The organism is Modicisalibacter sp. (assembly GCF_055145905.1).
This window is the reverse complement of sequence record NZ_JBSREH010000044.1, coordinates 20,037-44,411: the sequence shown is the minus strand read 5'-3', so window position 1 is coordinate 44,411 and position 24,375 is coordinate 20,037. Positions and strand designations below refer to the sequence as shown.

At 65.0% G+C, this 24,375-nt stretch carries 19 protein-coding genes and 1 tRNA gene; 6 read left to right on the top strand and 14 right to left on the bottom strand.

All coding sequences use genetic code 11. The features are described from left to right. Nucleotides 1-111 precede the first annotated feature (111 nt). On the top strand, nucleotides 112-2,190 hold the full coding sequence (locus ACTCB7_RS13135) for a putative bifunctional diguanylate cyclase/phosphodiesterase (RefSeq protein WP_224420874.1): 2,079 nt from the start codon (nucleotides 112-114) through the stop codon (nucleotides 2,188-2,190). Between the two features lie 78 nt (nucleotides 2,191-2,268). After that, nucleotides 2,269-2,345 (top strand) — tRNA-Arg (locus tag ACTCB7_RS13130). 298 nt (nucleotides 2,346-2,643) lie between these two features. Here the strand turns inward: ACTCB7_RS13130 and ACTCB7_RS13125 are convergent. The 3 genes from ACTCB7_RS13125 to ACTCB7_RS13115 form a co-directional block, all read right to left on the bottom strand. After that, complete coding sequence (locus ACTCB7_RS13125; RefSeq protein WP_224420873.1) at nucleotides 2,644-3,576, bottom strand: TQO small subunit DoxD; 933 nt, start codon at nucleotides 3,574-3,576, stop codon at nucleotides 2,644-2,646. A gap of 834 nt (nucleotides 3,577-4,410) precedes the next feature. Then, nucleotides 4,411-5,571: a carboxynorspermidine decarboxylase gene (gene nspC, locus ACTCB7_RS13120; RefSeq protein WP_224420872.1), complete on the bottom strand. Its 1,161-nt coding sequence runs from the start codon at nucleotides 5,569-5,571 to the stop codon at nucleotides 4,411-4,413. A gap of 9 nt (nucleotides 5,572-5,580) precedes the next feature. Next, nucleotides 5,581-6,780 carry a saccharopine dehydrogenase family protein gene (locus ACTCB7_RS13115; RefSeq protein WP_224420871.1) on the bottom strand — a complete coding sequence of 400 codons (1,200 nt, stop codon included), beginning with the start codon at nucleotides 6,778-6,780 and terminating at the stop codon, nucleotides 5,581-5,583. A gap of 540 nt (nucleotides 6,781-7,320) precedes the next feature. On the opposite strand from ACTCB7_RS13115, the gene ACTCB7_RS13110 reads away from it, so the two are divergent. Next, nucleotides 7,321-8,010, top strand: a complete 690-nt coding sequence (locus ACTCB7_RS13110; protein ID WP_463007009.1) for a Crp/Fnr family transcriptional regulator — start codon at nucleotides 7,321-7,323, stop codon at nucleotides 8,008-8,010. A gap of 702 nt (nucleotides 8,011-8,712) precedes the next feature. Here ACTCB7_RS13110 and ACTCB7_RS13105 read toward each other — a convergent pair. The 9 genes from ACTCB7_RS13105 to ACTCB7_RS13065 all read right to left on the bottom strand — a co-directional run bounded on the left by ACTCB7_RS13105 (nucleotide 8,713) and on the right by ACTCB7_RS13065 (nucleotide 18,071). Beyond that, entirely contained in the window at nucleotides 8,713-9,030 is a 318-nt protein-coding gene (locus ACTCB7_RS13105) for a TraR/DksA family transcriptional regulator (protein ID WP_463007008.1), read from the bottom strand. Between the two features lie 85 nt (nucleotides 9,031-9,115). Beyond that, on the bottom strand, nucleotides 9,116-11,107 hold the full coding sequence (locus tag ACTCB7_RS13100) for a diguanylate cyclase (RefSeq protein WP_463007007.1): 1,992 nt from the start codon (nucleotides 11,105-11,107) through the stop codon (nucleotides 9,116-9,118). A 259-nt stretch (nucleotides 11,108-11,366) separates the two neighbouring features. Then, the gene (locus tag ACTCB7_RS13095; protein ID WP_463007006.1) at nucleotides 11,367-12,377 is read right to left on the bottom strand and encodes a hypothetical protein; all 1,011 of its coding nucleotides are present in this window, start codon (nucleotides 12,375-12,377) and stop codon (nucleotides 11,367-11,369) included. Between the two features lie 184 nt (nucleotides 12,378-12,561). Beyond that, on the bottom strand, nucleotides 12,562-13,656 hold the full coding sequence (locus tag ACTCB7_RS13090) for a porin (protein WP_224415341.1): 1,095 nt from the start codon (nucleotides 13,654-13,656) through the stop codon (nucleotides 12,562-12,564). Nucleotides 13,657-14,092: 436 nt separating this feature from the next. Continuing rightward, nucleotides 14,093-14,746 (bottom strand): ProQ/FINO family protein, encoded by a 654-nt coding sequence (locus tag ACTCB7_RS13085; protein WP_224415342.1) that lies wholly within the window; start codon nucleotides 14,744-14,746, stop codon nucleotides 14,093-14,095. A gap of 100 nt (nucleotides 14,747-14,846) precedes the next feature. Then, nucleotides 14,847-15,416, bottom strand: a complete 570-nt coding sequence (locus ACTCB7_RS13080) for a dihydrofolate reductase (protein ID WP_224415343.1) — start codon at nucleotides 15,414-15,416, stop codon at nucleotides 14,847-14,849. Beyond that, nucleotides 15,413-16,207: a thymidylate synthase gene (locus ACTCB7_RS13075; protein ID WP_224415344.1), complete on the bottom strand. Its 795-nt coding sequence runs from the start codon at nucleotides 16,205-16,207 to the stop codon at nucleotides 15,413-15,415. The genes ACTCB7_RS13080 and ACTCB7_RS13075 overlap by 4 nt, the downstream gene beginning before the upstream one ends. A gap of 49 nt (nucleotides 16,208-16,256) precedes the next feature. Then, on the bottom strand, nucleotides 16,257-17,057 hold the full coding sequence (gene lgt / locus ACTCB7_RS13070) for a prolipoprotein diacylglyceryl transferase (RefSeq protein ID WP_224415345.1): 801 nt from the start codon (nucleotides 17,055-17,057) through the stop codon (nucleotides 16,257-16,259). A 30-nt stretch (nucleotides 17,058-17,087) separates the two neighbouring features. Next, nucleotides 17,088-18,071 (bottom strand): response regulator, encoded by a 984-nt coding sequence (locus tag ACTCB7_RS13065; protein ID WP_463007005.1) that lies wholly within the window; start codon nucleotides 18,069-18,071, stop codon nucleotides 17,088-17,090. Nucleotides 18,072-18,156: 85 nt separating this feature from the next. Here ACTCB7_RS13065 and ACTCB7_RS13060 point away from each other — a divergent pair, with 85 nt between their 5' ends. Then, entirely contained in the window at nucleotides 18,157-18,951 is a 795-nt protein-coding gene (locus ACTCB7_RS13060; protein ID WP_463007004.1) for an NRDE family protein, read from the top strand. A gap of 15 nt (nucleotides 18,952-18,966) precedes the next feature. Here ACTCB7_RS13060 and ptsP read toward each other — a convergent pair whose 3' ends face one another. Both ptsP and ACTCB7_RS13050 read right to left on the bottom strand, forming a co-directional pair. Further along, nucleotides 18,967-21,240, bottom strand: a complete 2,274-nt coding sequence (gene ptsP / locus ACTCB7_RS13055) for a phosphoenolpyruvate--protein phosphotransferase (protein WP_224415347.1) — start codon at nucleotides 21,238-21,240, stop codon at nucleotides 18,967-18,969. A gap of 39 nt (nucleotides 21,241-21,279) precedes the next feature. Continuing rightward, nucleotides 21,280-21,771 (bottom strand): RNA pyrophosphohydrolase, encoded by a 492-nt coding sequence (locus ACTCB7_RS13050; RefSeq protein WP_205596179.1) that lies wholly within the window; start codon nucleotides 21,769-21,771, stop codon nucleotides 21,280-21,282. A gap of 174 nt (nucleotides 21,772-21,945) precedes the next feature. Between ACTCB7_RS13050 and ACTCB7_RS13045 the strand changes: the two genes are divergently transcribed. Together ACTCB7_RS13045 and mqo are read left to right on the top strand one after the other, a co-directional pair. Next, nucleotides 21,946-22,599 (top strand): histidinol-phosphatase, encoded by a 654-nt coding sequence (locus tag ACTCB7_RS13045; protein ID WP_224415348.1) that lies wholly within the window; start codon nucleotides 21,946-21,948, stop codon nucleotides 22,597-22,599. Between the two features lie 217 nt (nucleotides 22,600-22,816). Further along, complete coding sequence (gene mqo, locus ACTCB7_RS13040; RefSeq protein ID WP_224415349.1) at nucleotides 22,817-24,346, top strand: malate dehydrogenase (quinone); 1,530 nt, start codon at nucleotides 22,817-22,819, stop codon at nucleotides 24,344-24,346. Nucleotides 24,347-24,375: the final 29 nt, after the last annotated feature.

Here is a 24,375-nt window from a genome sequence, read left to right as displayed (position 1 = left end):
CGTCGTGACACCGGCTCCAGCCGGCACCGCCCCGGGTCGCGGCTAAAGGTTGACGACAGCCTGCCGATATTCACTCAATTGCACCCTGCCCGATGCCACAGGAGTCTTGCCTTGGATTCGCTGCCGCCCTTGATTGCCTCGCTCGCCCGGGTGCTGGACCTGCCCGGCACGGCGGTGGCCATTGTCGACGGCGAGCGCACCGATCTTTCGCTCGTGTTCGCCAATCATGGCTTCGGGCGCCTGCTCGGGCGCCCGGACGCTCCCCCGGCGGGTACGCCGTTGCGCCACTTGGCCGCCCCCGACGGCGATACAGACCTGCCGGCCATGATGGCCAGGGTACTGCGACACGGCGCCGCCATGACCGACACCGTCGAGTGTCATCGCCGCGACGGTTCGCGCCTGTGGACCGAGATGACGGTCTCGCCGGTGGAAAACCACGACGGCCACCGCTACCTGATCTGCATGCAGCGCGACGCCGATGGAGCCCGGCGTTCGGGACTGGCCCTGGCGGTCTTCGACAACACCCACGACGGCATCATCGTCACTGACGCCGACAAGATCATCATCGATACCAACCCGGCCTTCACCCGGCTGACCGGCTACACGCGCGGGGAAGCCCTGGGCCACAAGCCGCAGCTGCTGTCGTCGGGCAAGCACGACGCCGTCTTCTATCAGGCGCTGTTTGCCACAATCGCGGAGCAGGGCTACTGGTCCGGCGATATCTGGAATACCCGCAAGGACGGCAGCCAGCTGATCGTCAATGCCACCATCTCGGCAGTGCGCGACAACGACGGCCGTCTCCTCAACTATGTCAGCGTGTTCCGCGACATCACCCAGCAGCGCCTCAACCAGGCCCGGCTCGAGCGCATGGCGATCTACGATCCGCTGACCGGCCTGTACAACCGCGAGCATTTCATCGCCACGCTCGAGACGCACCTGGTCAGCCTGCAGTACACGGAAAGCGGCATCGCCGTGCTGTTCATGGATCTCGATGACTTCAAGCCGATCAACGACGGATTTGGCCATGCCGCCGGGGACGAGCTGCTTGTCGAGATCAGCCGACGCCTCAAGCGGCTGATGCGCAGCACCGATATCGTCGCCCGCTTCGGCGGTGACGAGTTCGTCATCGCCCTGACCGGCATGGGCAATGGCGACAAGGCGGTCAAGGTCGCCCAGAAGATCGTCGATGATCTGGTCCAGCCCTTCCAGCTCGACAACGGCGAGTCGGTGGGCATCTCGGTGTCCATCGGCGTGGCATTCACCAACGACTACCGGCTGGGTACCGCGACGCTGATCGACAGTGCCGACCAGGCCATGTACGACGCCAAGCTCAGCGGCAAGAACCGCATCGCCCGGGCCCAGCGCTTCGTCGAGTCCCGCTCCCAGGATACCTTCCAGCGCGTCAGGCAGGCCTTCGAGACAGGTGAGCTGGAGCTCTACTACCAACCCATCGTCGACCTGGCCTCCGACCGGACACTGTACTTCGAAGCGCTGGCACGCTGGCGGCATCCGCAGGAAGGCGTGCTGGCACCGCATCATTTCATCGACGTGATCATGCATTCGTCGCTGAGCCTGCCCTTCGGAGGCTGGCTGGTGCAGGAAGCCAGCCGAATGGCCAAGCGCCTGCAGGATCATGGGTACCTTGTCGGCGTCAGCATCAACCTGTCCCAGGACCAGATCGAAACGGGCAGCTTCCTGCGCGCCATCAGCGAGTCCCGCGAAGCACTGCGCCTGTCCACGCCCTACCTGACGATCGAGGTCCTCGAGTCCAGCCAGTTTCACGACCTCGACCTGGCCTGCAGCCAGCTCCTCGAGGCCAAGCAACTGGGTACCTCCGTCTCGCTGGACGACTTCGGCGCCGGCATCTCCTCGATCACCTACGCCAGCCAGCTGCCCATCGACACGCTCAAGATCGACCACAGTGCCATCAACGGCATCGACACGCGTGCCAGCCAGCGCCAGTTCGTCGGCGGCATCATCAACATGGCCCACGCCATGCAGCGCAAGGTGCTGGCCGAGGGGGTGGAACGTCAGGCCCAGCTCGACGAACTGCGCCGCTGCCGCTGCGACCTGGCCCAGGGATTCCTGCTGGGGGAGCCGATGCCCGCCGACGAGCTGACCCGGCGTTACCTCGACCCCACCGCTCGCCCCGACTACCCGCTGCAGCGCCGCCCTGCCGTCCGCGCCTGACACCTTCCGGCCTGCGCGGCTCGTCCTGCGGGTTTATCTTGGCCGGTCAGGCGCTTATAATGCGACGCGTTCCATCGCGCCCCCGTAGCTCAGCTGGATAGAGCAACCCCCTCCTAAGGGGTAGGTCATAGGTTCGAATCCTATCGGGGGCGCCAAGGGAATCAATGGCTTGCAGCAACCCTCCCTCTCCGGTTCGACCCGAAACCACACTTCGCCCCCTGCCTCGCCCCCGGAAATATACCGACATGACTCGTGACGCCCGGACCGTGCAGGGTGTTCGGAGATATCAGCGTCAGACCACCATCGATGCTCCGTACCGCCGACTCCACTTGCCGTCCGGACGCCTCGAACCCCGGGAGGGCATGAAAGCCGGAGTACCCAACGCATTACCCGGGCCGTGCGCCGACCCGGGTAAACGCCATGCCAAAGGCGCATGCAGGATGGTGCCCCCGGCTATGGCCGGAAGCGGACCACGGAATCCTTGTTGTCGAGCAGATGAATCGTTGCCGATACCGCCGCCTCGGGGACCCGAATATCGACCATTGAGCCAAGGCGCAGCTTCATGACGCCATCGACCAGACTTCCGGAGTTGTGCGCCCAAGGTTCGAAGTGACTTTTCAGGACGTCGATATCCGAAGCATCGACGGTCTTCTTGCTGCCACCATCCAGGGTATATGTGATGGACGTCACGTAGGCAAAGGCGGAGGAAGGACCGGCATCCACATAGAGACGCTCTTGACCGGCAGACCCGGGACTTTCAACCACGGAAATGTGGTAGCTTCCTGTACTGGTAAGCTTTCCGAAGTCGAAAATCCCAAAATAGTAGCTGTAGAATCCCACGGTGAAAATCACGGACATGACTGTAAGTCCCAGACAGACATTTCGGGTGAACACCCCCGAAAAATCGTCGCGCTTCAGCGCATGATCGAGGGAATACGTATCAGCACCATGGATCATGACACTGACCGAAATAGCGAAACCCAGGGCCGCCATCGTCCACTCGTCAAGACACTCGTAACCCATCCAGCCGAAAATCAGCATCAGTGCAATATTCAGCAAGGCCGACCCGGTGGCCGCGAGGCGCGTCAGCAGTCCCAGGATCAGCCCCAGCCCCACCAGTACTTCGGCAGTGGACATGGCATAAATCGACCACTCCGCTACCACAGGATGCGCCAGGACCCAGTGAATAACCGGCTCTATAGGCGACCCCGGTGCCGCTTCCACCAGCTTGCTGGCCAGCGAAGCCGGCGTATTGATATCGTGCTTCGCGGGTACATTGACGAATCGACGCCACCCGCCCATCAGGAACACGAAGCCCATGGAGATCGCGGAAGCACGCAAGGCAACTCCACCACGCCATAGTGAAAGATTCGGGACTTTTTCCATCAGGCACCTCTGCTCCTAGTCACATTAATGAGGCATTCAACACGCAGGTTGATACGCTCTCATGCGATTTATATCAAAATAATATAAATCAACAACCAAATAGTACCATCACCCTCATTCCGCGACTTGACCCAGCTCAATAGAGACCGGGTCAACGGCAATAACGCCGAGGTCATGGCGAGGCATAACGGCATGCAGAAGAGCGGAAACGTCGGAAGTTTATCTGTCAGGAAGACAGGCAGAAGCGGTGTTGCCGGAATGAACGCCCTGACGACGCCCGGAGGGGCCTGAAGCAGGCGAATACAGGGCCTATGGTTCCTACGGCTGGAGACGTGCAGCACTGAGCCGGAGGGCCATGGTACGCAAATCCGTCAGTACCGTGGCCACGGGAAACGACAAAGAAAAGCCCGGCGCTCGGCCGGGCTGCATGGCGCTGTGTCCTGTCGCATTCTTCCACCCGCCCCCTGCGGATGCATCCCTGGTAAAGCCGTCCCTTGCTGCTCCTTTCCATGGATGTCGTGCCAATCTCAGGCTAGGCCAAAATCACGATGGAAAACATGACCCGTATCAAGCTCGGCGGGGACACGTTGCCGTTTTTCCGAGGCGACCGCCATCGATCAGGCATCGCTCGACTCGGCGCGGCGAGCCGTTGACGGCGGAAGCTGCCCGAGGCTGTGGCAACAGGCGCTTCGAAGTCATGCCATCGGTTCCTTGCGTCCGGGGATGAACAGGGAAAGTCTCTACGGTGGCTTCGGCCGGTACAACGACCGGGCACGACACACGACGCCCCGCGCGAGGGCGGGGCGTCGGGCCACGAACCGGTCACGGGGAGGTTCAGCTCAGGCGCTGCATGTAATCCACGTAGCCGAAGGTCCGCACCGTACGCACCGCCCGGGTGGTCTCGTCGACCCGGCAGATCGCCGGCAGGCGAATGCCATTGAAGGTGGTGGTCTTGACCATGGTGTAGTGGGCCATGTCGGTGAACACCAGGCGGTCACCAATCTCGAGCGGCTTGCCGAACGAGTAGTCGCCGATCACGTCGCCGGCCAGGCAGGTGGTGCCCCCTAGACGATACGTGTACGGCTTTTCGCCGGGCCGCCCGGCACCGATGATTTCCGGACGGTACGGCATCTCCAGTACATCCGGCATGTGCGCGGTGGCGGAGGTGTCCAGGATGGCGATCGGTCCATCGTTGTCGACGATATCCAGCACGCTGGCGACCAGAAAGCCGGTGTTCAACGCCACCGCCTCGCCCGGCTCGAGGTAGACCTCGAGATGCGGATGACGTGACTTGAAGTCACGAATGATCCGCACCAGCCGATCGACATCGTAGTCGGCACGGGTGATGTGATGACCGCCCCCGAAGTTGACCCAACGCAGGCCCGCCAGATACTGCCCGAACTTCGCTTCAAAGGCGTCGAGGGTTTCCTCCAGAGCGTCGCTGTTCTGCTCACACAGGGTGTGGAAGTGCAGCCCCTCGAGACCGTCGATATCACCCGGCTCGAGATCGGCCGCCCGCGTACCCAGCCTCGAACCCGGCGCGCAGGGGTCATAGAGCGCAACCTCGCCCGTGGAGTGCTCGGGGTTGACCCGTAACCCGCAGGAGATGCGTCGCGGCGCCGCCGCGACGGTCTCGCGGAAGCGCCGCCACTGCCCCGGCGAGTTGAAGCTCAGGTGATCGGCATAGCGCAGCACCACGTCCATTTCTGGCGCGGTGAAGGCCGGCGAATAGACATGCACCTCGCCGCCGAAAGTCTCGGCGCCGAGGCGAGCCTCGTCCTGGCCGCTGGAGGTCGTGCCCACCAGGTATTCGCTGACCAGCGGGAAGGTATCCCACATGGCGAAGCCCTTGAGGGCCAGCAGGACCTTCGCGCCGCTGCGCTCCTGAACCGCCTTCAGGCACTCCAGATTACGGCGCAGCAGGGCGTCGTCGACCACGTAGGCCGGCGACGGGCAGGCATGGATATCGAACGGGTATCCCGTGTTGTCCGTCATCGCCATCGATCAGGCCAGCGGATCGGCTTCGGGGTCGAGCTCGACCACCTGCCACGGCAGCCCCATATCGCCGATACGCTCCATGAACGGGTTCGGGTCGAGCTGCTCGACGTTGAACACGCCCTCGCCCTTCCAGACGCCCTCGAGCATCAGCATGGCACCGGTCACCGCCGGCACGCCGGTGGTGTAGGAGATCGCCTGGGACTGGACTTCCTGGTAGCACTGCTGGTGGTCGCAGATGTTGTAGATGTGCACCTTGCGACGCTTGCCGTCCTTGATGCCATCGACGATCACGCCGATGTTGGTCTTGCCTTTGGTGCGCGGGCCCAGCGAGGCCGGATCGGGCAGTACCGCCTTGAGGAATTCCAGCGGCGAGATCTCGCTGTCGCCCACCTTGATCGGCTCGATGCTCGTCATACCGACGTTCTCGAGCACCTTGAGGTGGGTGAGGTACTTCTCGGAGAAGGTCATCCAGAAGCGGATGCGCTGCAGCCCCTTGATGTTCTGCGACAGCGACTCGAGCTCCTCGTGGTAGAGCAGGTAGATGTCTTTCTCGCCGATGCCGTCGAAGTCGAAGGTGCGCTTCTCGGCCAGCGGCGCGGTCACCTTCCACTCGCCCTTCTCCCAGTAGCGGCCATTCGCGGTGATCTCGCGAATGTTGATCTCCGGGTTGAAGTTGGTGGCGAACGGATAGCCGTGGTCGCCGCCGTTGGCATCGAGGATGTCGATGGTGTGGATCTCGTCGAACAGGTTCTTCTGTGCGTAGGCGCAGTAGATGTTGGTCATGCCCGGATCGAAGCCGCAGCCCAGGGTGGCCATGTTGCCGGCGCTCTTGTAGCGCTCCTGAAAGGCCCACTGCTCCTTGTACTCGAACTTGGCCTCGTCCGGATGCTCGTAGTTGGCGGTATCCAGATAGGGCACGCCGGTGCGCAGGCAGGCCTCCATGATGGTCAGGTCCTGATAGGGCAAGGCCACGTGAATCAGCACGTCCGGCGTGAACGACTCGATCAGCGCGACCAGCGCCTCGACGTCATCGGCATCGACCTGAGCGGTCTGAATGGGGCGATCCAGCTGGGCGGCGATCGCCTTGCATTTCGCTTCGTTGCGACTGGCCAGGCAGATTTCGCTGAACACTTCGGGATGCTGGGCACACTTGTGAGTGACGACACCGCCGACGCCACCAGCGCCGATAATCAGGACTTTGCTCATGGGTTCGCTTCCAGATCGGGAAAAGTCAACAGTGGTAAGGGTCTTATCGGTGGTGGGATGCGCACGCCGCCCCCGACCCGATGCCACCCCGGTCTTGGCCTCGCCCGGACCTCGAGAGGCCGGCGAGAGGGCGCAGATGATGGCCCCCCAAGAGGCTGGCCGCAAGTGATTTTCGCGTCAACTCCCACCGTCCCCGGGGCTGCGGCACACGGCCCGGGATGCACTCGGCGCCCGCGTCTTGTGCAACCACCATCGCCCGGTCCGGTGGCGGGTGCACATTGCCGTGGCAGGTCGCGAGCCTTATAGTGACCGCTTACCAACAAGGCTTTCATGCACAATAATTTTACAAAAATAGTTGCACGCGGTTGCTATTGAACAATACTGGTACAAGATAATAAATTAGGCGTCTTTGCCCCAGGGAAGGCCCCCATTCGCGCTGAAGACCGGGTTCCGGGAATGGAGCCGGTGTCCTCACCAGTACGAAACGTCATGCAGAATCTCGATCGACATATTGCGTTCACGGAGCGCGAACACCACCTCATGTCGGCTCTGGAAAGCGAGCCGTTCGCCGTCGCCCGGGGCGACACGCTCTGGCACCCGGACGAAGTGCCCCGCCACCTGTACTCCCTGCACCGGGGATGGGCGTGCACGCTGCATCGCTCCGAAGACGATGCCGAGCAGGTGCTCGATCTACACTTGCCCGGCGATGTTCTGGGCCTGCTCGATTTCACCTTCACCAACCATTACACCACGGCGGAAATGCTGACTGACGGCATGGTGCGCGCAATACCGATTGCCGGCATCCATCGTCTCTTCCAGGCAGCCCCGCGCGTGGCCATGGCCCTGCAGGCCGCGACCGCGCGACAGCAGCGCAACATTACCCAGCGCCTCGTCAACGTACTGGGCAATGATGCCTGCTCGCGCATCGCGCATTTCGCCCTGGAGATCCACCATCGGCTGGCAGGCGCCGGCATGGAGGTCAGCAACCGCTTCACCCTGCCCCTGACGCAACGGCGCCTCAGTCAGCTGCTGGGCATGAGCGAGGTACATGTCAGTCGCACGCTGTCGGAGCTTGCCGAACGACGCCTGGTACTTCGCCAGCGGCAGAGCCTCGACATCCTCGACTTCGAGGAACTGGCCCGCATCGCCAACTTCCGCCCCGAACGCTTCAGTGACACGCTCAACCCGGCCTTCATCGGTCGCGAAATGCCCGCTTCGCCGAACCTGTAGCACCGGCCGAGCACGCAACGAAACGAGCCGGCGCCCCCCCCCCGAAGGCGGCGCCGGCTCGCGAACCGACAAAGCGTCGAAGCGGGCCCTTCCCTGGCAGTCACAACTTCCTGTTGACGCGTGCCCTGGACCCGCAAGCGGACCATCCCTGGTCATCGGGCGTCCCTGCCCGAAACCTCCCTGTCGAGGCGTTCGCCATCTGGAACGTACCCAGACTGCGACTCGATACACATGACAGCCGAGGCGCCAACTGCGTTGCAGCCGGCCTGGACAGCACGTTCCAGATGCCGAGTGCGCGGGCTACGCGACCGTCACCTGTCATGGCGCACCGTGTGTCGACCCCTCCCTGAGTCGACGCGCACAATGTCGCATGCGCGAGCGTCCCGGTAATTAACCCATGTTATCTTGTACGAATTTTTATCAAAAACATTCCATAATATAATTAAGAAAAATTAGCCAACAAACATCAACCGGCCTCTTCCACAATAATATCCATTGAAAACAATACGTTAAATCGAAGCCTGGCGAACTGAGGCTACAAGGATAAATCGAGCACGATCTCGCTCCAGCGTCCCGGCGTGCTTCGGGGCCAACGCGAGGTTGTGACAGATTGATCGCTGTACAGGATCGAGGACCAGGAAGGACGCAGCGACGAGACTGCAAGGCAGGACCGAGCCCGCCCTGTTACCTTTTGAAAAGGGGTCAACGCTCCAGGTCCGCGCAATCGATACACAGGGTCGCCATGGGCAGTGCCTGAAGACGCCGCGCGTCGATCGGCTCGCCACAGGCTTCGCAGCGATCGCCCTCGCCGTCGGCAATGCGCGCGAGCGCCCGGTCGACCTGCTCCAGTTCCGCGAAGGCTTCCTCGTCCAGACGCTCCACCACTTCGTCGTTCTCGATCTCAAGCGACTGCTCGTCGGCATCCCTGTCGAGCGCGCGCGTCTTGTGCTCCCGATAGGCATGCAGGCGCGTCTGCAAGGTCGCCCGCAGGGCTTCCAGCGTGGCACGGCGATCGCTCATGGCTCGTTGCTCCGGGTGGCGGTCCTCATTTCCGTGTAGCGCCCCGGCGGCGAAACGGCCTTGACGCCGATCAGGAAACCCTCGGTCAGCCGGCGGGCGCCGCCTCGACCTCGACCCGATCGCGCCCCGCCGCCTTGGCCCGGTAGCTGGCATCGTCGGCGCGCTGCATGACCTGGCCGATCGTCTCGTCACCGGGGGCCAGGGCCGTCACCCCGAGGCTCAGTGAAACCCGGTAGCTGCGTCCCTCGTGAGTGACGCTCAGCGCCCCTACCGCCTTGCGCAGGGCTTCCGCGGTCCGGCGTGCCTGCTCGACCCCGCAGCCGGGCAGCAGGATCGCGAACTCGTCACCGCCGTAACGGGCCGCGAAGTCACTGCGGCGAATCCGCGCCGCGAGCGTCCGGGCGATCAGCGACAGCATCCGGTCCCCGAGGGCATGACCGCCCTCGTCGTTGATCGGCTTGAAGTGGTCCAGGTCGAAGGCGATCAGTGCCGCCGGAACCGCGCCCTTGAGCCAATCGGCCAGGGCCTCTTCCATACGCCGCTCGAAGCCGCGCCGATTGAGCAGGCCAGTCAAGGGATCGTGCTCGGCCTCCCAGCGCTGCAGGGCCTCGTTTTCCCGATGCTCGGTGATGTCCTTCATGGTGCCGACGAAGCCCAGGGCCTTGCCCGTCTCGAGCCGGACCAGACTGGCGTGCACGTCCATCCAGATGCTCTCGCCCCGGGCCGTGACATACCGATACTGGCACTGGAAATCATGCTCGCTGAGGCGACTCGCCAGCCAGTAATCGAGCACGCGCTGACGGTCGTCGGGGTGAATGTGCGAATGCATCGAGTCCGCCTGATAGTCCACCAGCGAATGCCCCGTCATTTCCGTGAGTGCCGGACTAACGTACAGCAGCTCCCCCTGCATGTCGTAGACGAACATGCCCACCGGCGAGGAATCCAGCACGGCATCCAGAAAGGCCTGCCGATTGAGCAACCGTTGGCGTGCCTCGAGGCTGGTGTCCACCATGCGGTTGAACGCCTCGATCAGCTGGACGATCTCGTGGCTGGCGTCAGGCACGTCCAGGTAATCGCGGTGCCCGTGACGCACCGCCTCGATCTGGCGGGTCAGGCGGCGAAGCGGCCTGAGCAGCAGATGAATCAGCCACGCCAGCATCGGCAGCATCAGCAGGATGGTCAATCCTCCCGCCAGCCACAGCTGGTTGAGGAAGGTGCGCAGCGGCGCAAAGGCCTGATCGGCCGGCAGGAACACCCCCACGATCCAGCCGGGCGTCCAGATCTGACGGTAGCTCTGCAGCGCCGTTTTACCGCTGGGCAGCGCACCGGTGAGCGTGCCCTGCCAGCCATCCAGCACCAGCTCGCGCCAGGCCGACGGCACCACCGAGGCCGCCGGGGCCAGCAGGTGATCCTGCCGCGGGTGGGTCAGCACCTTGCCCGAGGCGGTCATCACTACCGCGAAGCCCTGCCGCCCCAGGCGGATACGCCGCAACTTGGCGAACAGGCTGCCATTCTCGACACTGATCAGCCCGCCCACCATGCCGGCGAAATGCCCCCAGGCATCCGCCAGCGGCACGCTGAACAGAATCCAGGGCGTGCCGCCTGGCTGTTCGGTGAACGGCTCACTGACGTGGGGGCGCCCCACCTGCTGCTGGAAGCGAAACGACAGCCGATCGCTGACATCCGTACCGCGTCGCCCCGACGAACGCGGCCAGGCCGCCTGCACCCGGCCTTCGGCATCGGTCACGATCAACCCGTCGAACAGTGTCAACAGGCCGCTCTCGTTACGCAGGCGCGCCTGCAGCGACGCCGCATCCGGCACCGCGCGCGGGGCCAGTGTCGCCGACAGCTGCTGCAGGGATGCCAGCCGCAGCTCGACCTCCTGATCGATCTGCTGGGCGATCAGACGGGCTTCGTACTCCAGATGGGTGTCATTGACGTCGCGAATCCGATCCTGGCCCGAGTACCAGAGCGCCACCATCAACACGCAGACGATCACCGCCCAGCCCATGCCCAGGCCGATCAGCAGCCGGCGGCGCAGCGAGCGCCGACCTGTTCGTCTTCCGGTTCGTGTCATGATCTCGCGCTCCGCGATACGCAAATCATCGTGGGGATTCACTCTGCCCGCCCCTACGGGCCGTCAGGACCAGGCGGCCTCATCCACAAGGGCGTTTAAAAACCGTCGGTGTCCTGGGGGGCGGTGTGTATCCAGTATCGGCCGGAGAAAGGCAACCTTGAGCCTGCCAGGTGTTGACGGGAACAAAATGCAGCCCTCAAACACGCCGGCCCGTCATTGACGGGCCGGTGCCGGTCGCAGGAGGGCGATACCCGAGCGGTCAGCGGGTATCCAGCTGCTTGACGCGCAGGGCAAAGTTGTTGGCCGAGTCCTTGGCATTGCCGTAGTTATGCCCCTTGACCCAGACCGTGTAATGTCCCGGCGGCAGTACCTGCTTGATGTGAATATTGCCGGCGAAACGCGAGCCTTCGTCGCTGGCCACGACATTGCCTTGATCGTCGAGAACCCGCGCCTCGATCTGAAAGGTCCCCCCAGCACCGACCATGGTCGAGGTATTGACGGCGACCGTGCCGCGCTGGACGACGTCGAAACTCAGCGCCTGGCCCTTGAAGTTCATGTCGACATCCGTGACGACCTCCTTGAAGCGACGCGACTCGCCTTCCGACGCCGCCCGGCTCGCAGGCTTCGGCTGAGTGTCGTTCGCCGTGGCCGTCTTCGTCCCGGCCTGCCGGGTGGCAGCCGACGCCTTGGACGACGAACCCGCAGCCGCCGGTGCCGCCAGGGCTGCCGAGGCTTCCGGCGAGCGTACGAAGGCCGTCGTCGGCCCCTTCGCCTCGGCATCCTTGTCAAAGAGGACACCGCTGCCGCTGTCGATGCCGCTCTGGGGCCCACTCAGGCGCTGACCCTGCGCGTCTAGCCCGGATACCGAAATGGTGTAGCGATTGCCCTTCAGCTTGGTGTTGCCGAATTCCCGGGCATAGACCTTGACCACGTAATCGCCGGGCTCGAGCTCACGGGTCATGTGCAGGCCACCGTTCGTGCCCAGTGCCTCGCTGCGGGCGACGACATTGCCCTGGGCATCGAGCAGCCGGGCCTTGATCCGATATTCATCGGACATGCCCGCCCGCGACGCGCTCTCGATCAGGTAGCGCCCGGCCTTCTTCACGGTGAACTTGTGCTCGTTCCAGCCGCCGAAATTGAAGCTTTGGCTCTGCGCATCACTACGCTGCTGAAGGTACTGGCTCAGGTCCAGAGATGACGATTTATCGTAATTGGGCGGCATGTCGGCCTGAACGGCCGGCACGACGACACAGAGCCCCAGGCCGATCACGAGGGGCGCCAGAAGCCGATGAGTCATAGCTGCTTGTCCTGTTTCACAAGAAAAAGAGGGGGTTGTCTTTAAAGACGGTGATCACGAGTCTGCACCGCCCCGGCCCGGGCATCAAGCATCCACCCACAAGAAAGCCGGCCCCGAGGGGCCGGCTTCGCTGTCCATCCAAAAGCGCAGGGGGCTTTTAGAAGGTGTAGGCCAGACCGGTAGCGACGAAGTCATCTTCGTCCTTAGACTGGTCGTACATGGTGGACTCGACGAAGTAGGTGACCGCCGGCGTCAGGCTGTAGTCGGCGCCCAGCATGACCTGGTTGTAGGTCTCGTCGCTACCATTGGGATTGTTCGACGACACATTGTTCTGCTCGTCGACGTACTGGTAGGTCGCGTAGACATTACCCATGCCGTAGGCATAGTTGGCCTTGACGGCATACATGTCGGACTTGTCGGTCGCGGTGTCGTTGCTGCCGTCGTAACGCTCCCACTTGGCGCCCAGGGTCAGCGCGTTCATGGAGTACATGGCGGAGAGACCGTAGGCATCGCCGGCATCGTAGCTGCGGTAGTCGTAGGTGTTCAGATCATCGTAGACGGCTGCCAGCTGCAGGGCGCCCACGGTGTACTTCAGGCCACCGACAAAGGATGCGGCGCTGCCGTCGCCATTGCGTTCGGCCTCGGCGTCACCCTTGTACTGGGTACCCAGGGAGAACTGCAGACCAGCGAAGGACGGAGACAGATAGCGAATCTGGTCGCCTTCCCGGTCGTCATTGAACGTGTCGTTTTGTGCCGAAGCGCTGGTCTTGCCGTCACCGATGTAGTGGCTGGAGTTCCAGACACCGACATACCAGGAGCCGTCGACCGGATCCTTGACCCAGTCGTCGATCAGCACATCGTAGGAGCCGATCTTGACGTCACCGAAGTTGCCCTTCAGGCCGGCGTAGGCGGTGTCACCGGAGTCGTAGTTGCGCTTCTTGAGCTCGTCGGCCTGGAAACCGTCCAGCTCGAGCTTCAGGTAGGCGACCAGGCCCGGGTTGACCTGATGCTGGGCGGCGACACCCAGGGTAGTACCGTTATCGAAGATATCGTCCTGAGAGCTTACACCTTCGCCAGGCTGAACTGTTCCGTCGTTGTTAGCATCAGTTGCAGTTTCAACAGAGCGGTAACCGATCTGAATGTTGCCGTACAGGTCGACCTGAGTGCCGTCCTGGTTGTAAACGGTGGCGGCTTGTGCAGCGGAGGCGCCCAGGGCACCAGCAATAGCAGTCGCTAGGAGCGTCTTTTTCATCGCGATAGTTCCTTAACTAGCTTACTTTTTCGATCGTTATCTAAAAGCGGCTTGCCGGACTGCGCCCAGTGGATGCATGAGCGATCCGCCTCGGCCAAGCCTTGTTATTATCCAATGCTCGCAGGAGGAACCTTATACCGGGTTCTGCACGAACGCAACAAGAAAAAACACTGTTTTTAATCCTGTCGCCCGAGGCGTCTCCTCGGCCGTCTCTCCTACGATACGGCTGGCCTCGCAACGGCACGAGACCGCGTCACGAAGCACCCTAACGCCGCTGTATGACGAAAGCGTGACCAACGCGAACGGCGTTCATGATGGGTCGAGGTCACGACCATTGCAAGCACCCTGAAACCGCGGGCAAGCGGCCGTGGCCAACGGCTGGTTAACGGAGGAACGAAGGCCTGGCCACTGCCGGTGCCACACCGGCCGTGGCCCCTCACGACGAATGGTGCTTGGCCAGCAGATCGCCGAGCTTGCGATCGAGACGCTCGCGACGACGCGCCTCGCGCTCGGCCGCCTTGTCGGCGCGCAGGGCGTCCAGCTTGCTGCGGGCGTGCCGGGCCTCCTCGTCACCCACGGCACCGGCCGCCCGGCCGTCGAGGTCGACCCGCTCGGCCCCGGCTCGCACGGCCTTGAGATAGCGCGGCAGGTGCACATAGCAGGCCAGCGCGCGCCGAACGAGTTTCTCCGGCCACGGCTCACGGGCAAGCAGGTCCTGATGGATGCCGACCTTCAAGGGCCGGGTGTGCCCCTTGAAGAAGGCCTGCGGATAGCGTTGGTACCATTGATTCAACAGGGCACGGGGCGAAGGGGGGGGCTCGGAGTCCACGAGATGGGTGGATGGCCCTGCCGCGGGAACGGCTGTCGCCGTGTGCCGGTCGTGGCTTTCGGAAACGGCCTGGCGCGATGCGGCAGCCGACTCGCTGGCTGCGGCGATGCCCTCCTCCACGCGACTCAGAGCCTCGCGCAGCCGGGCGTTTTCCGCTTCCAGCCGACGCAGGTGCGCGCGCAGACGCGCCACTTCCGCCACCGCGTCACCGGCCTGACGTTCCAGTCGCTCGAATAGTGCTCCCGTGCGTTCCGACAACAAGGCACGCTCTCCCCTGGCTCGACCCCTCGATCCCGTCACGGCACCCCGTGAACGACCCTGCACCCAGTCTGTGTCACCCCGCGGCCCTTGGCAACCGGGCTCAGGCGTCGTCGGAGCCCGCCTGCCGGCGGCGGTAGACCACGAAGGCGTACCCCGGCTGGTCGGCCTCGCCGCTGTGCTCGCCGGGCTGTCGCTGCGCCTCTTCCCACAGCGTCGGGTCGATGTCGGGGAAGCGGGCATCGCCGGTCACCTCCCGGTCGACCTCGGTGACATACAGCCGCGAGGCCCACGGCATGGCCTGGGCGTAGATCTCGCCGCCGCCCATGACCATGATTTCCTCGACGCCATCGATCAGCGCCTGGTCGTCGGCCAGCGACAGCGCCTCGACTAGGTCGTGGCAGACGCGAACGCCCTCGGCCCGGAAGTCCGGGTCGCGGGTGACGACGATATTGAGCCGCCCCGGCAGCGCCCGGCCGATGGAGGCGAAGGTCTTGCGCCCCATGACCAGCGGCTTGCCCTGGGTCATGCGCTTGAAGAACTTGAGGTCTTCCGGCAGGTACCAGGGCAGCTGATTGTCCACGCCGATCACGCCGTTGCGTGACACGGCAGCGATCATGGCGACCGGCACCAGCGTCTCGTGCCGGGCGTCGAGGGGTTGCGATTCGTTCATACGGCCACCGGTGCCTTGATGTGGGGATGCGGATCATACCCCTCGATGGCGATGTGCTCGAAACGGAAGGCAAACAGGTCATCGACCGTCGGATCGAGCACCAGTCGCGGCAGCGGGCGCGGCGCTCGGGTCAGCTGCTCGCGGGCCTGATCGAGATGGTTGAGGTAGAGGTGGGCATCGCCCAGGGTATGGATGAACTCGCCGGGCGCCAGGTCGCAGACCTGCGCAATCATCTGCGTGAGCAGCGCGTAGCTGGCGATGTTGAACGGCACGCCGAGGAAGATGTCGGCGCTGCGCTGGTAGAGCTGGCAGGACAGCCGCCCCTCGGCGACGTAGAACTGGAACAGGGCGTGGCACGGCGGCAACTGCATCTCGTCGACCTGCGCCGGATTCCAGGCCGAGACGATCAGTCGCCGCGAGTCGGGATTGCGACGAATCTGCTCGACCACATTGGCGATCTGGTCGACGTGACCGCCGTCGGGCCGCGGCCAGCTGCGCCACTGGTAGCCGTAAACCGGCCCCAGCTCGCCGTTCTCGTCGGCCCACTCGTCCCAGATGCGTACTCCATGTGCCTTGAGATAGGCGATATTGGTGTCGCCACGCAGAAACCACAGCAGCTCGTGGATGATCGAGCGCAGATGCAGCTTCTTGGTGGTCACCAGCGGGAAGCCGTCGGCCAGGTCGAAGCGCATCTGATGGCCGAATACGCTGAGGGTGCCGGTGCCGGTGCGGTCGTCTTTTTTCACGCCGCTGTCCAGCACGCGGCGCATCAGGTCGAGATAGGGCTGCATGTCGAGGGAATACTCACCAGAAAAATCGAATGTCGGCGTGACACGCCGCTCAGGCCGGCTGCGGGGTTGCGGCCCCATCCACCGGCTGACGCCGCGACCACAGCATCAGTGCGATGCCGGCCAGCGCCATCGGCACGGTCAGCAGCTGCCCCATGGTCAGCCAGCCGAAGGCGATGAACCCGAGCTGCGGGTCCGGCTGGCGCACGAATTCCACGCCGAAGCGGAACAGGGCATAGAGCAGCAGAAAAAGGCCGGATATCATACCCCGCCGACGCGGCTGGTGCGACACCAGCCAGAGCACGGTGAACAGCACGACGCCTTCCAGCGCGAACTCGTAGAGCGACGAGGGGTGGCGCGGCTGGGTACCGCCGGGAAACACCATCGCCCAGGGCACATCGCTGACCCGACCCGGCAGCTCGGCGTTGATGAAGTTGCCGATGCGCCCGGCCCCCAGACCGATCGGTACCAGCGGCGCGATGAAATCGGTGAGCTGGAAGAACGCCAGGCGATGCTTGCGGGCAAACAGCGCCGCGGCGATCAGCACCCCGAGCAGCCCGCCATGGAAGCTCATGCCGCCATCCCAGACCTGGAAGATCCACAGGGGGTCGCTGGCCAGCCGCTCGAAGCCGTAGAACAGCACATAGCCCAGGCGGCCGCCCAGCACGACCCCCAGCGCGCCATAGAACAGCAAGTCACCGATATCATCGGCGGTCAGGCCGACCCGGGCGGCACGCCGCCGTCCCAGCCACCAGGCGCCGACGAACCCCACCACATACATCAGCCCGTACCAGTGGACCTTCAGCGGACCCAGCGCCACAGCGATGGGATCGATTTGCGGATACTCAAGCATGATGATTCCTGAACAAGGGTGAAAAGGGGATCATGGAACGCTGGGATCGTGCGGCCATCGGCCGGGCAGCCAGCGATGCACACGCTCGACCAGCGCCTGGGGACGATACGGCTTGGCGAGGTAATCATCCATGCCGGCGGCGAAGAAGCGTTGGCGATCCGCCTCGCTGGCATTGGCCGTCAGCGCGATCAGGATGCTCGGCACCGCCCGGCGTTCGCGCTCCAGCGCGCGCCAGCGGCGGCTGGTCTCCACCCCGTCGAGCGTGGGCATGAAGATGTCCATGAATACCAGGGCGTAATCGTGCTGCTGCATCAGGGCCAGGGCCGCCTCGCCATCGGCGGTGATATCGACCTGCAAGCCTTCCGCGCCCAGCACGCGCCGGGCCAGCGCCGCATTCACGGGACCGTCGTCGACGATCAGCACCCGCGGCGGCTCGCCATCCGTGCGGGCCAGTTCGCGCGGGCCGTCCGGCCCATCGAACTGCCGCAGCAACGCCAGCACGTCCGCGAGGCGACGCTCCGCCCCGGCTTCCACCTCCGGCGACCACCCTTCCAGCGCTTCCAGCTCGCGACGCACCTGACGCAGGTAACGCATCAGCAGTTCCGCCTCTTCGCGGGCCCGATCCCGCTCCCGGACGCACTGTTGCAGCATTCGGCGATGCGCAACACCGCCACGCGGCCGAGTCGCATCGGCCGGCGCCCCGCCCGGCTTTTCGGACGCCAGGCCCGAGGGACGCTCCGCCCTCTCGAGCACGTCGGCCAGGCGTCGCAATCGCCGTCCCATCACGACCCGGCAGTGCTCACGCGGCAGCCCGCAGAAGCCCAGCATCAGCAACAGGCCGCCCACCAGCCAGACCCATCCGCCGACGATGACGACCCAGAGTGTCGAGACCGGCAGGAAACGCGCCACGCCCAGCGCCCCCAGCAGGCACGACAGGGCCCACGCCGCCCCCGGCCACCAGGGGCGACGACCGGCGCATCGCTGTTGCCTGCGGTCCGCTTCGAGGTCTTGCATCCGCTTCCCTGCCGTCGACAATGGTCCGAGTTTACGTTGCCGATCACCGGGCTGTCATGACCCCGAGCCTTCAAAGAGAGATGCCATGTGCCTGATCGTACTCGACTGGCGTCCGCGCGACGCCGTGCCCTTGCGTCTGGCAGCCAACCGCGATGAACGCCACGATCGCCCCAGCGCGCCGCTGGCCCCCTGGGAGGACGCCCCGGGCATCGTCGGCGGCCGTGACCTGGAAGCCGGCGGTACCTGGCTGGCGGCTCGGGTCGGCGGGCGTCTGGCGGCCTTGACCAATGTCCGGGATCCGGGGTTTTCCCCGCCGCCGAATGCCCCCAGCCGCGGACATCTGGTGCGGGAGGCACTGGAAAGCCCGTCCCTGCCGGCCTGGCTGTCACGCCTGGCCGATCACGAGGCCGGGGCCTACGCCGGCTTCAACCTGCTGGTCAGCGACGGCGAGACGCTCTGGCATGTGCACCACGGCCGTCACGAAACGCGCCTGCAGCGCGTGGCGCCCGGCGTGCACGGCGTCTCCAACGCCAGTCTCGACACCCCCTGGCCCAAGCTGTGCCGCGTGCGGCACGGAGTGAGCGCCCTGCACGACGCCCCGTGGGAGACGTTTCAACACCGGGCCTGGGCATTGATGGCCGATACCCGCCAGGCACCGGACGCCGAACTGCCGGACACCGGCGTGGGGCTGGAGCGGGAACGCTGGCTGTCGGCGCCCTTCATCCTCGGCCGCGATTACGGCACGCGCGCCACGACGCTGGTGGAATGGCGCGCCACGGGCGAGCTGACGCTGGTCGAGCGTCGTTTCGGCCCCCTGGGGCGCGAGGAAGACACCCACACCGAGCACCTGCCCACCGAGCGACTGCACCGCGCCCGGTAGCCCCGGCACGTCGGCTCAGCGTTCTTGTTCGTCGCGCGGCGGCAGCAGATGCGTCAACTGCCACTGGGCGAAGCGCTCGATCAGGTGGGCGCGCACCGCCCTGGCGGTCGGCAGGCCCAGGGTCTCGTCGACCAGCGCCTGGGCATCGGACAGCGGCACCCGCCGGATGGCCGCCCGCACCCGGGGCAGGCTGGGGGCGTTCATCGACAGCCCGACGAAGCCCATGCCGGTCAGCAGCAGCGCCCCGCACGGGTCACCGGCCAGTTCGCCGCACACGGTGGCCGGCATCTCGAGGCGCCGGGATTCCGCCGCCAGCTGCGCCAGCGCCGACAGCACCGCGGGATGGCAGGCATCGTAGAGGTCGGCCACTCGCGGGTTGTTGCGGTCCACCGCCAGCAGATACTGGGTCAGGTCGTTGCTGCCTACCGAGAAGAAGTCGACCCGTTCGGCCAGCGCGCCCAGCTGGTAGAGGGTCGCCGGCACCTCGATCATCACCCCGACCTCGGGCCGCCGGATCGACACCCCCTCCTCGTTGAGCTCCTTGAGCGCCCGATCAAGCAGCCGCAGGGCCATGTCGACCTCGTCGACGTTGGTGATCATCGGCAGCATGATGCGCAGGTTGTCCAGCCCGACGGAGGCGCGCAGCATGGCGCGCAACTGCACCATCAGCACCTCGGGGTGGTCGAGCGTCACCCGGATCCCCCGCCAGCCGAGGAAGGGATTGGCCTCGTGGATGGGGAAGTACGGCAGATCCTTGTCGCCACCGATGTCCAGCGTGCGCATCACTACCGGCAGCGGCGCGAAGCCCTCGAGCTGGTCGCGATAGAGTCGCGACTGCTCCTGCTCCCCGGGGAAGCGCTCGGTGATCATGAAGGGCACTTCGGTGCGATACAGTCCGACCCCGGCGATGCGCGGCTTGAGCGATGCCACCGCGTCGACCGCCAGTCCGGTGTTGACCATCAGCGGCATGGTGTGTCCATCCGGCGTGACGCTCGGCAGATGCTGCTCGTGCTCGAGCACCTCGGCCAGCGCCCGCTCCTCGTCGATCAGCTTGCGGTAATGTCCGATCAGATCCTCTTCGGGGCGCACGAACAGCCGTCCGCGATGCCCGTCGAGAATCACCGGCGCCCCGTTGAGCCTGGGCAACGGCAGGTCGACCATGCCCAGCACCGTGGGAATGCCCATGGCCCGCGCCAGAATCGCCACGTGCGAGGTGCTCGAGCCCTTCAGCGACACCAGCCCGGCCAGGCGCTCGCGGGGTACCTCGCCGAGCATGGTCACGCTCAGTTCGTCGCCGACCAGGATGCACTGTTCGGGGTATTCGTGGGGCCCGTCGCTGGTCTCCTGCTGCAGGTGGGCCAGCACCCGCCGTCCCAGATCACGGACATCGGCCGCCCGCTCGCGCAGGTAGTCATCGTCGACCCGCTCGAGATACTGAGCATGCCGGCGCACCACGTCGGCCAGTGCGCCCGGCGCCCACTGCCCTTCGCGGATGCGCTTCTCCACCTCCTGACCGAGGGCGGCATCCGCCAGCATCTGCTCGTAGACATCGAACAGCGCCAGCTCCTGGCTGGGAATACGGCTCGACAGGCGCGCGCCCGCCGCACGAATTTCGCCGCGCACCCGCTCGATCGCCTCGCCCAGACGGCGGATCTCATAGTCGGTATCCGTGGGTACCAGGTCCGGCACGCTGTCCAGGTCGGCCGGCGGCGCGATCACCCGCGCCTCGCCGATCACCATGCCGGGCGAGGCCGCCACGCCGGTGAAGGTCGCCATGCCGGGAGTGCGGGTCGGCCGGTTGAGCGTGCCGGTCGCCAGGGCATGCGCCAGCACCCCGGCCAGCTGGGCCGCCATGGTCACCAGAAAGGCCTCGTCGCCCTCGTCGTAACGACGCTTTTCCTGCTGCTGCACCACCAGCACGCCCAGCGTCCGGCGCTGGTGGATGACCGGCACCCCCAGAAAGCTGGAAAAGCGCTCCTCGCCGGTTTCCTCGAAATAGCGGAAACCGGGATGGGACGGGGCGTCCTCGAGGTTGAGCGGTTCCTCGCGCTGGCCGACCAGGCCCACCAGGCCCTCTCCCAGGCGCAGGCTGACATGCCCAACGGCCTGACTGCGCAGGCCGATGGTATTCATCAGGACCAGGCGGTCCTGAGCGGCGTCGAAGAGGTAGATGGAGCACACGTCGGTATGCATGGCCTTGCGGATCCGCCGGACCATGGTGGCCAACGCGGCATCCAGGCTGCGCGCGCCGTTTACCTCCTGGACGATACGACGTAGTACATCGAGCATGAGCATTCTTCTTGTTGTCGGTGTGACAGCGGCCGCATGTCAGCCGCCCCCCCGGGCCAGGCGCTGCACCCGGGGCGCGAGTTCGCGCAGCGCGCGCCGATAGACCTCGCGCTTGAAGGGCACGACCTGCCCCAGCGGATACCAGTAGCTGACCCAGCGCCAGCCATCGAACTCCGGCTTGGCCGTGGTATCCATGCAGATGCGGTTGTCCTGACAGCGGATCTTGAGCAGAAACCACTTCTGCTTCTGACCGATGCACACCGGACGCGATTGGGTACGGACCATGCGTCGGGGTAGACGATAGCGCAACCACCCTCGGGTACAGGCCAGCACCTCGACGTCATCGGGCGTGAGGCCGATTTCCTCTTCCAGCTCGCGATAGAGCGCCTGCTGCGGTGTCTCGTAGGCCTTGATGCCCCCCTGAGGGAATTGCCATGCGTTCTGCCCCACCCGACGCGCCCACAGCAGCTGGCCCTCCGGGTTGGCGATGATGATGCCAACATTGGGGCGGAAGCCGTCAGCGTCGATCACGGGCTTCACCTTATGAAATCCAGTATTGCTGCCATTCTTCCACAAACGCTGAAAGCGCATCAATACACGCTTGGCGGCGCCGCGATGTGCAAGCCTGTCGGAGTTCTGCAATAATCGCCGCCGCCTTTTCGCCACCCGCCCGATGAGCGACCAACCAGACCTGAGGAGAGCGCATTGAGCCTGGCCATCTTCGATCTCGACAATACGCTGCTGGGCATCGACAGCGACCATGCCTGGGGCGAGTTCCTGGTGGAACAGGGCGCCGTGGACCCGATCAGCTACCGCGAGGCCAACGAACGCTTCCTGGCGGCCTATCAGGAAGGCACCCTGGACATCCACGCCTACCTGGCCCTGGCGCTCAAGCCGCTGGCCGAGCACAGTCCGGAGCAGCTGGCCGCCTGGCACCAGCAGTTCATGGCCAGCAAGATCGAACCGCACATCCTGCCCCGGGGCGAGGAACTGCTGGCCCGCCATCGGGCACGGGGCGACACCCTGCTGATCATCACCGCCACCAACCGCTTCATCACCGGCCCCATCGCCCGCCGCCTGGGCGTCGACGAGCTGATCGCCGTCGAACCGGAAACCGCCGGGGGACGCTATACCGGCCGCGTGAGCGGCGTGCCCAGCTTCCGCGAAGGCAAGATCACCCGGCTCGAGCAGTGGCTGGCCACCCGCGACGTCACCCTGGACGACGCCTGGTTCTACAGCGACTCGCACAACGACATCCCCCTGCTGGAGCGCGTCGATCACCCCGTCGCCGTCGACCCCGATGCCGCCCTCGCCGAGGTCGCCCGGGAGCGGGGCTGGCGGATCATCAGCCTGCGATGACTGAAAATGCTCCTGAAACCCGGCGCAGGACTACGCGCAAAATGTTCGCAGACTAAATATAAGTGCCTGGGAAGACGGGCTTCTTCGCTCATCCCGAACAAACCTTTCCCTTATGGAAAGGCCTCCCAGCATAATACATCCCTTCTGCGCCGGTCGTTTTTGCATTGCAATATGATATAATCCCGTCATCTGAATCGCCAAAGGGCTGATATCCACTATGGACGAGACGGTTGATTGCGTACTGGTAGGGGCCGGTGTCATGAGCGCGACGCTGGCGACACTCCTTCACGAGCTGGAGCCCGACGCCCGCATCGAGATCATCGAGCGACTCGACTCCACGGCCAGCGAGAGTTCGTTCGCCTGGAACAACGCCGGAACCGGCCACGCCGGCCTCTGCGAACTCAACTACACGCCCGAGACCGCCGATGGCGATGTCGACATTGCCAAGGCCATTCGCATCAACACCCTCTTCGAGGAATCCAAGCAGTTCTGGAGCCACCTCGCCTCGCAGGGCAATCTCGGCGACCCCGCCGGCTTCCTCACCCCTGTCCCGCACATGAGCTTCGTGCGTGGCGAGGACAACGTGCGCTTCTTGCGGACCCGCCACGAGACGCTGACCCAGCACCACTGCTTCGAGGGCATGCACTACACGCAGGACGCCCGCACCATCGCCGAGTGGGCGCCGCTGCTGATGGCCGACCGCGACCCGGCAGAACCGGTGGCGGCCACCTGGGCCGAGGGCGGCACCGATGTCAACTTCGGTGCGCTGACCGACCAGCTGCTGGCACGCCTGCATGCCGTGGACAACGACCGGGTGCGCGTCAGCACCGGCCAGACCATCAAGAACCTCGAGCGCAATGCCGACGGCACCTGGACCCTGACGATTCATCTCGGCAACGGTGACCGCCGCGAGCTGCGCTCGCGTTTCGTGTTCCTCGGTGCCGGCGGCGCCTCGCTGCGCCTGCTGCAGAAGAGCGGCATCCCCGAAGGACGTGGCTATGCCGGTTTCCCGGTGAGCGGGCAATGGCTGCGCTGCGACGACCCGGAGATCGTCTCGCGTCACCAGGCCAAGGTCTACAGCAAGGCCGCCATCGGGGCCCCGCCGATGTCGGTCCCGCACCTCGACCGGCGCCACGTCAATGGCAAGCCCTCGCTGCTGTTCGGCCCCTTCGCCGGTTTCACCACCAAGTTCCTCAAGAACGGCTCGGTCTTCGATCTGGTCAAGTCGGTCAGCAAGTCCAACCTCAGCCCCATGCTGTCGGTGGCCCGCCACAACGCCAGCCTGGTCAAGTACCTGGTCGATCAGGTACGGCTGTCCCACGAGGAGCGGGTCGAGGAGCTGCGCGCCTTCTACCCGTCGGCCGAGCCCGGCGACTGGCGGCTGGAAGTGGCGGGCCAGCGCGTGCAGATCATCAAGAAGGATCCGCAGAAGGGTGGCGTCCTGCAGTTCGGCACCGAGATCGTCACCGCCGGCGACGGCTCGCTGGCCGCGCTGCTCGGCGCCTCCCCGGGTGCCTCGACGGCGACCTCGATCATGCTGGAACTGGTCGAGCGCTGCTTCCCCGAGAAGTTCGCCTCGCCCGAGTGGCGGGCACGGCTGCAGCGGCTGGTCCCCGCCCGGGCCGACGCCCTGGCCGGTGATGCCGCCCTGCTGCGCCGCATCCGTGCCGCCAGTGATGAAGCCCTGGGGCTTCGCACGCGCCGGACGGCCGCCAGTGCGCCCGCCGAGGCCGAACCGGCCTGCTGATCCCTACCGACAGGCGGGAGGCTTTCGGG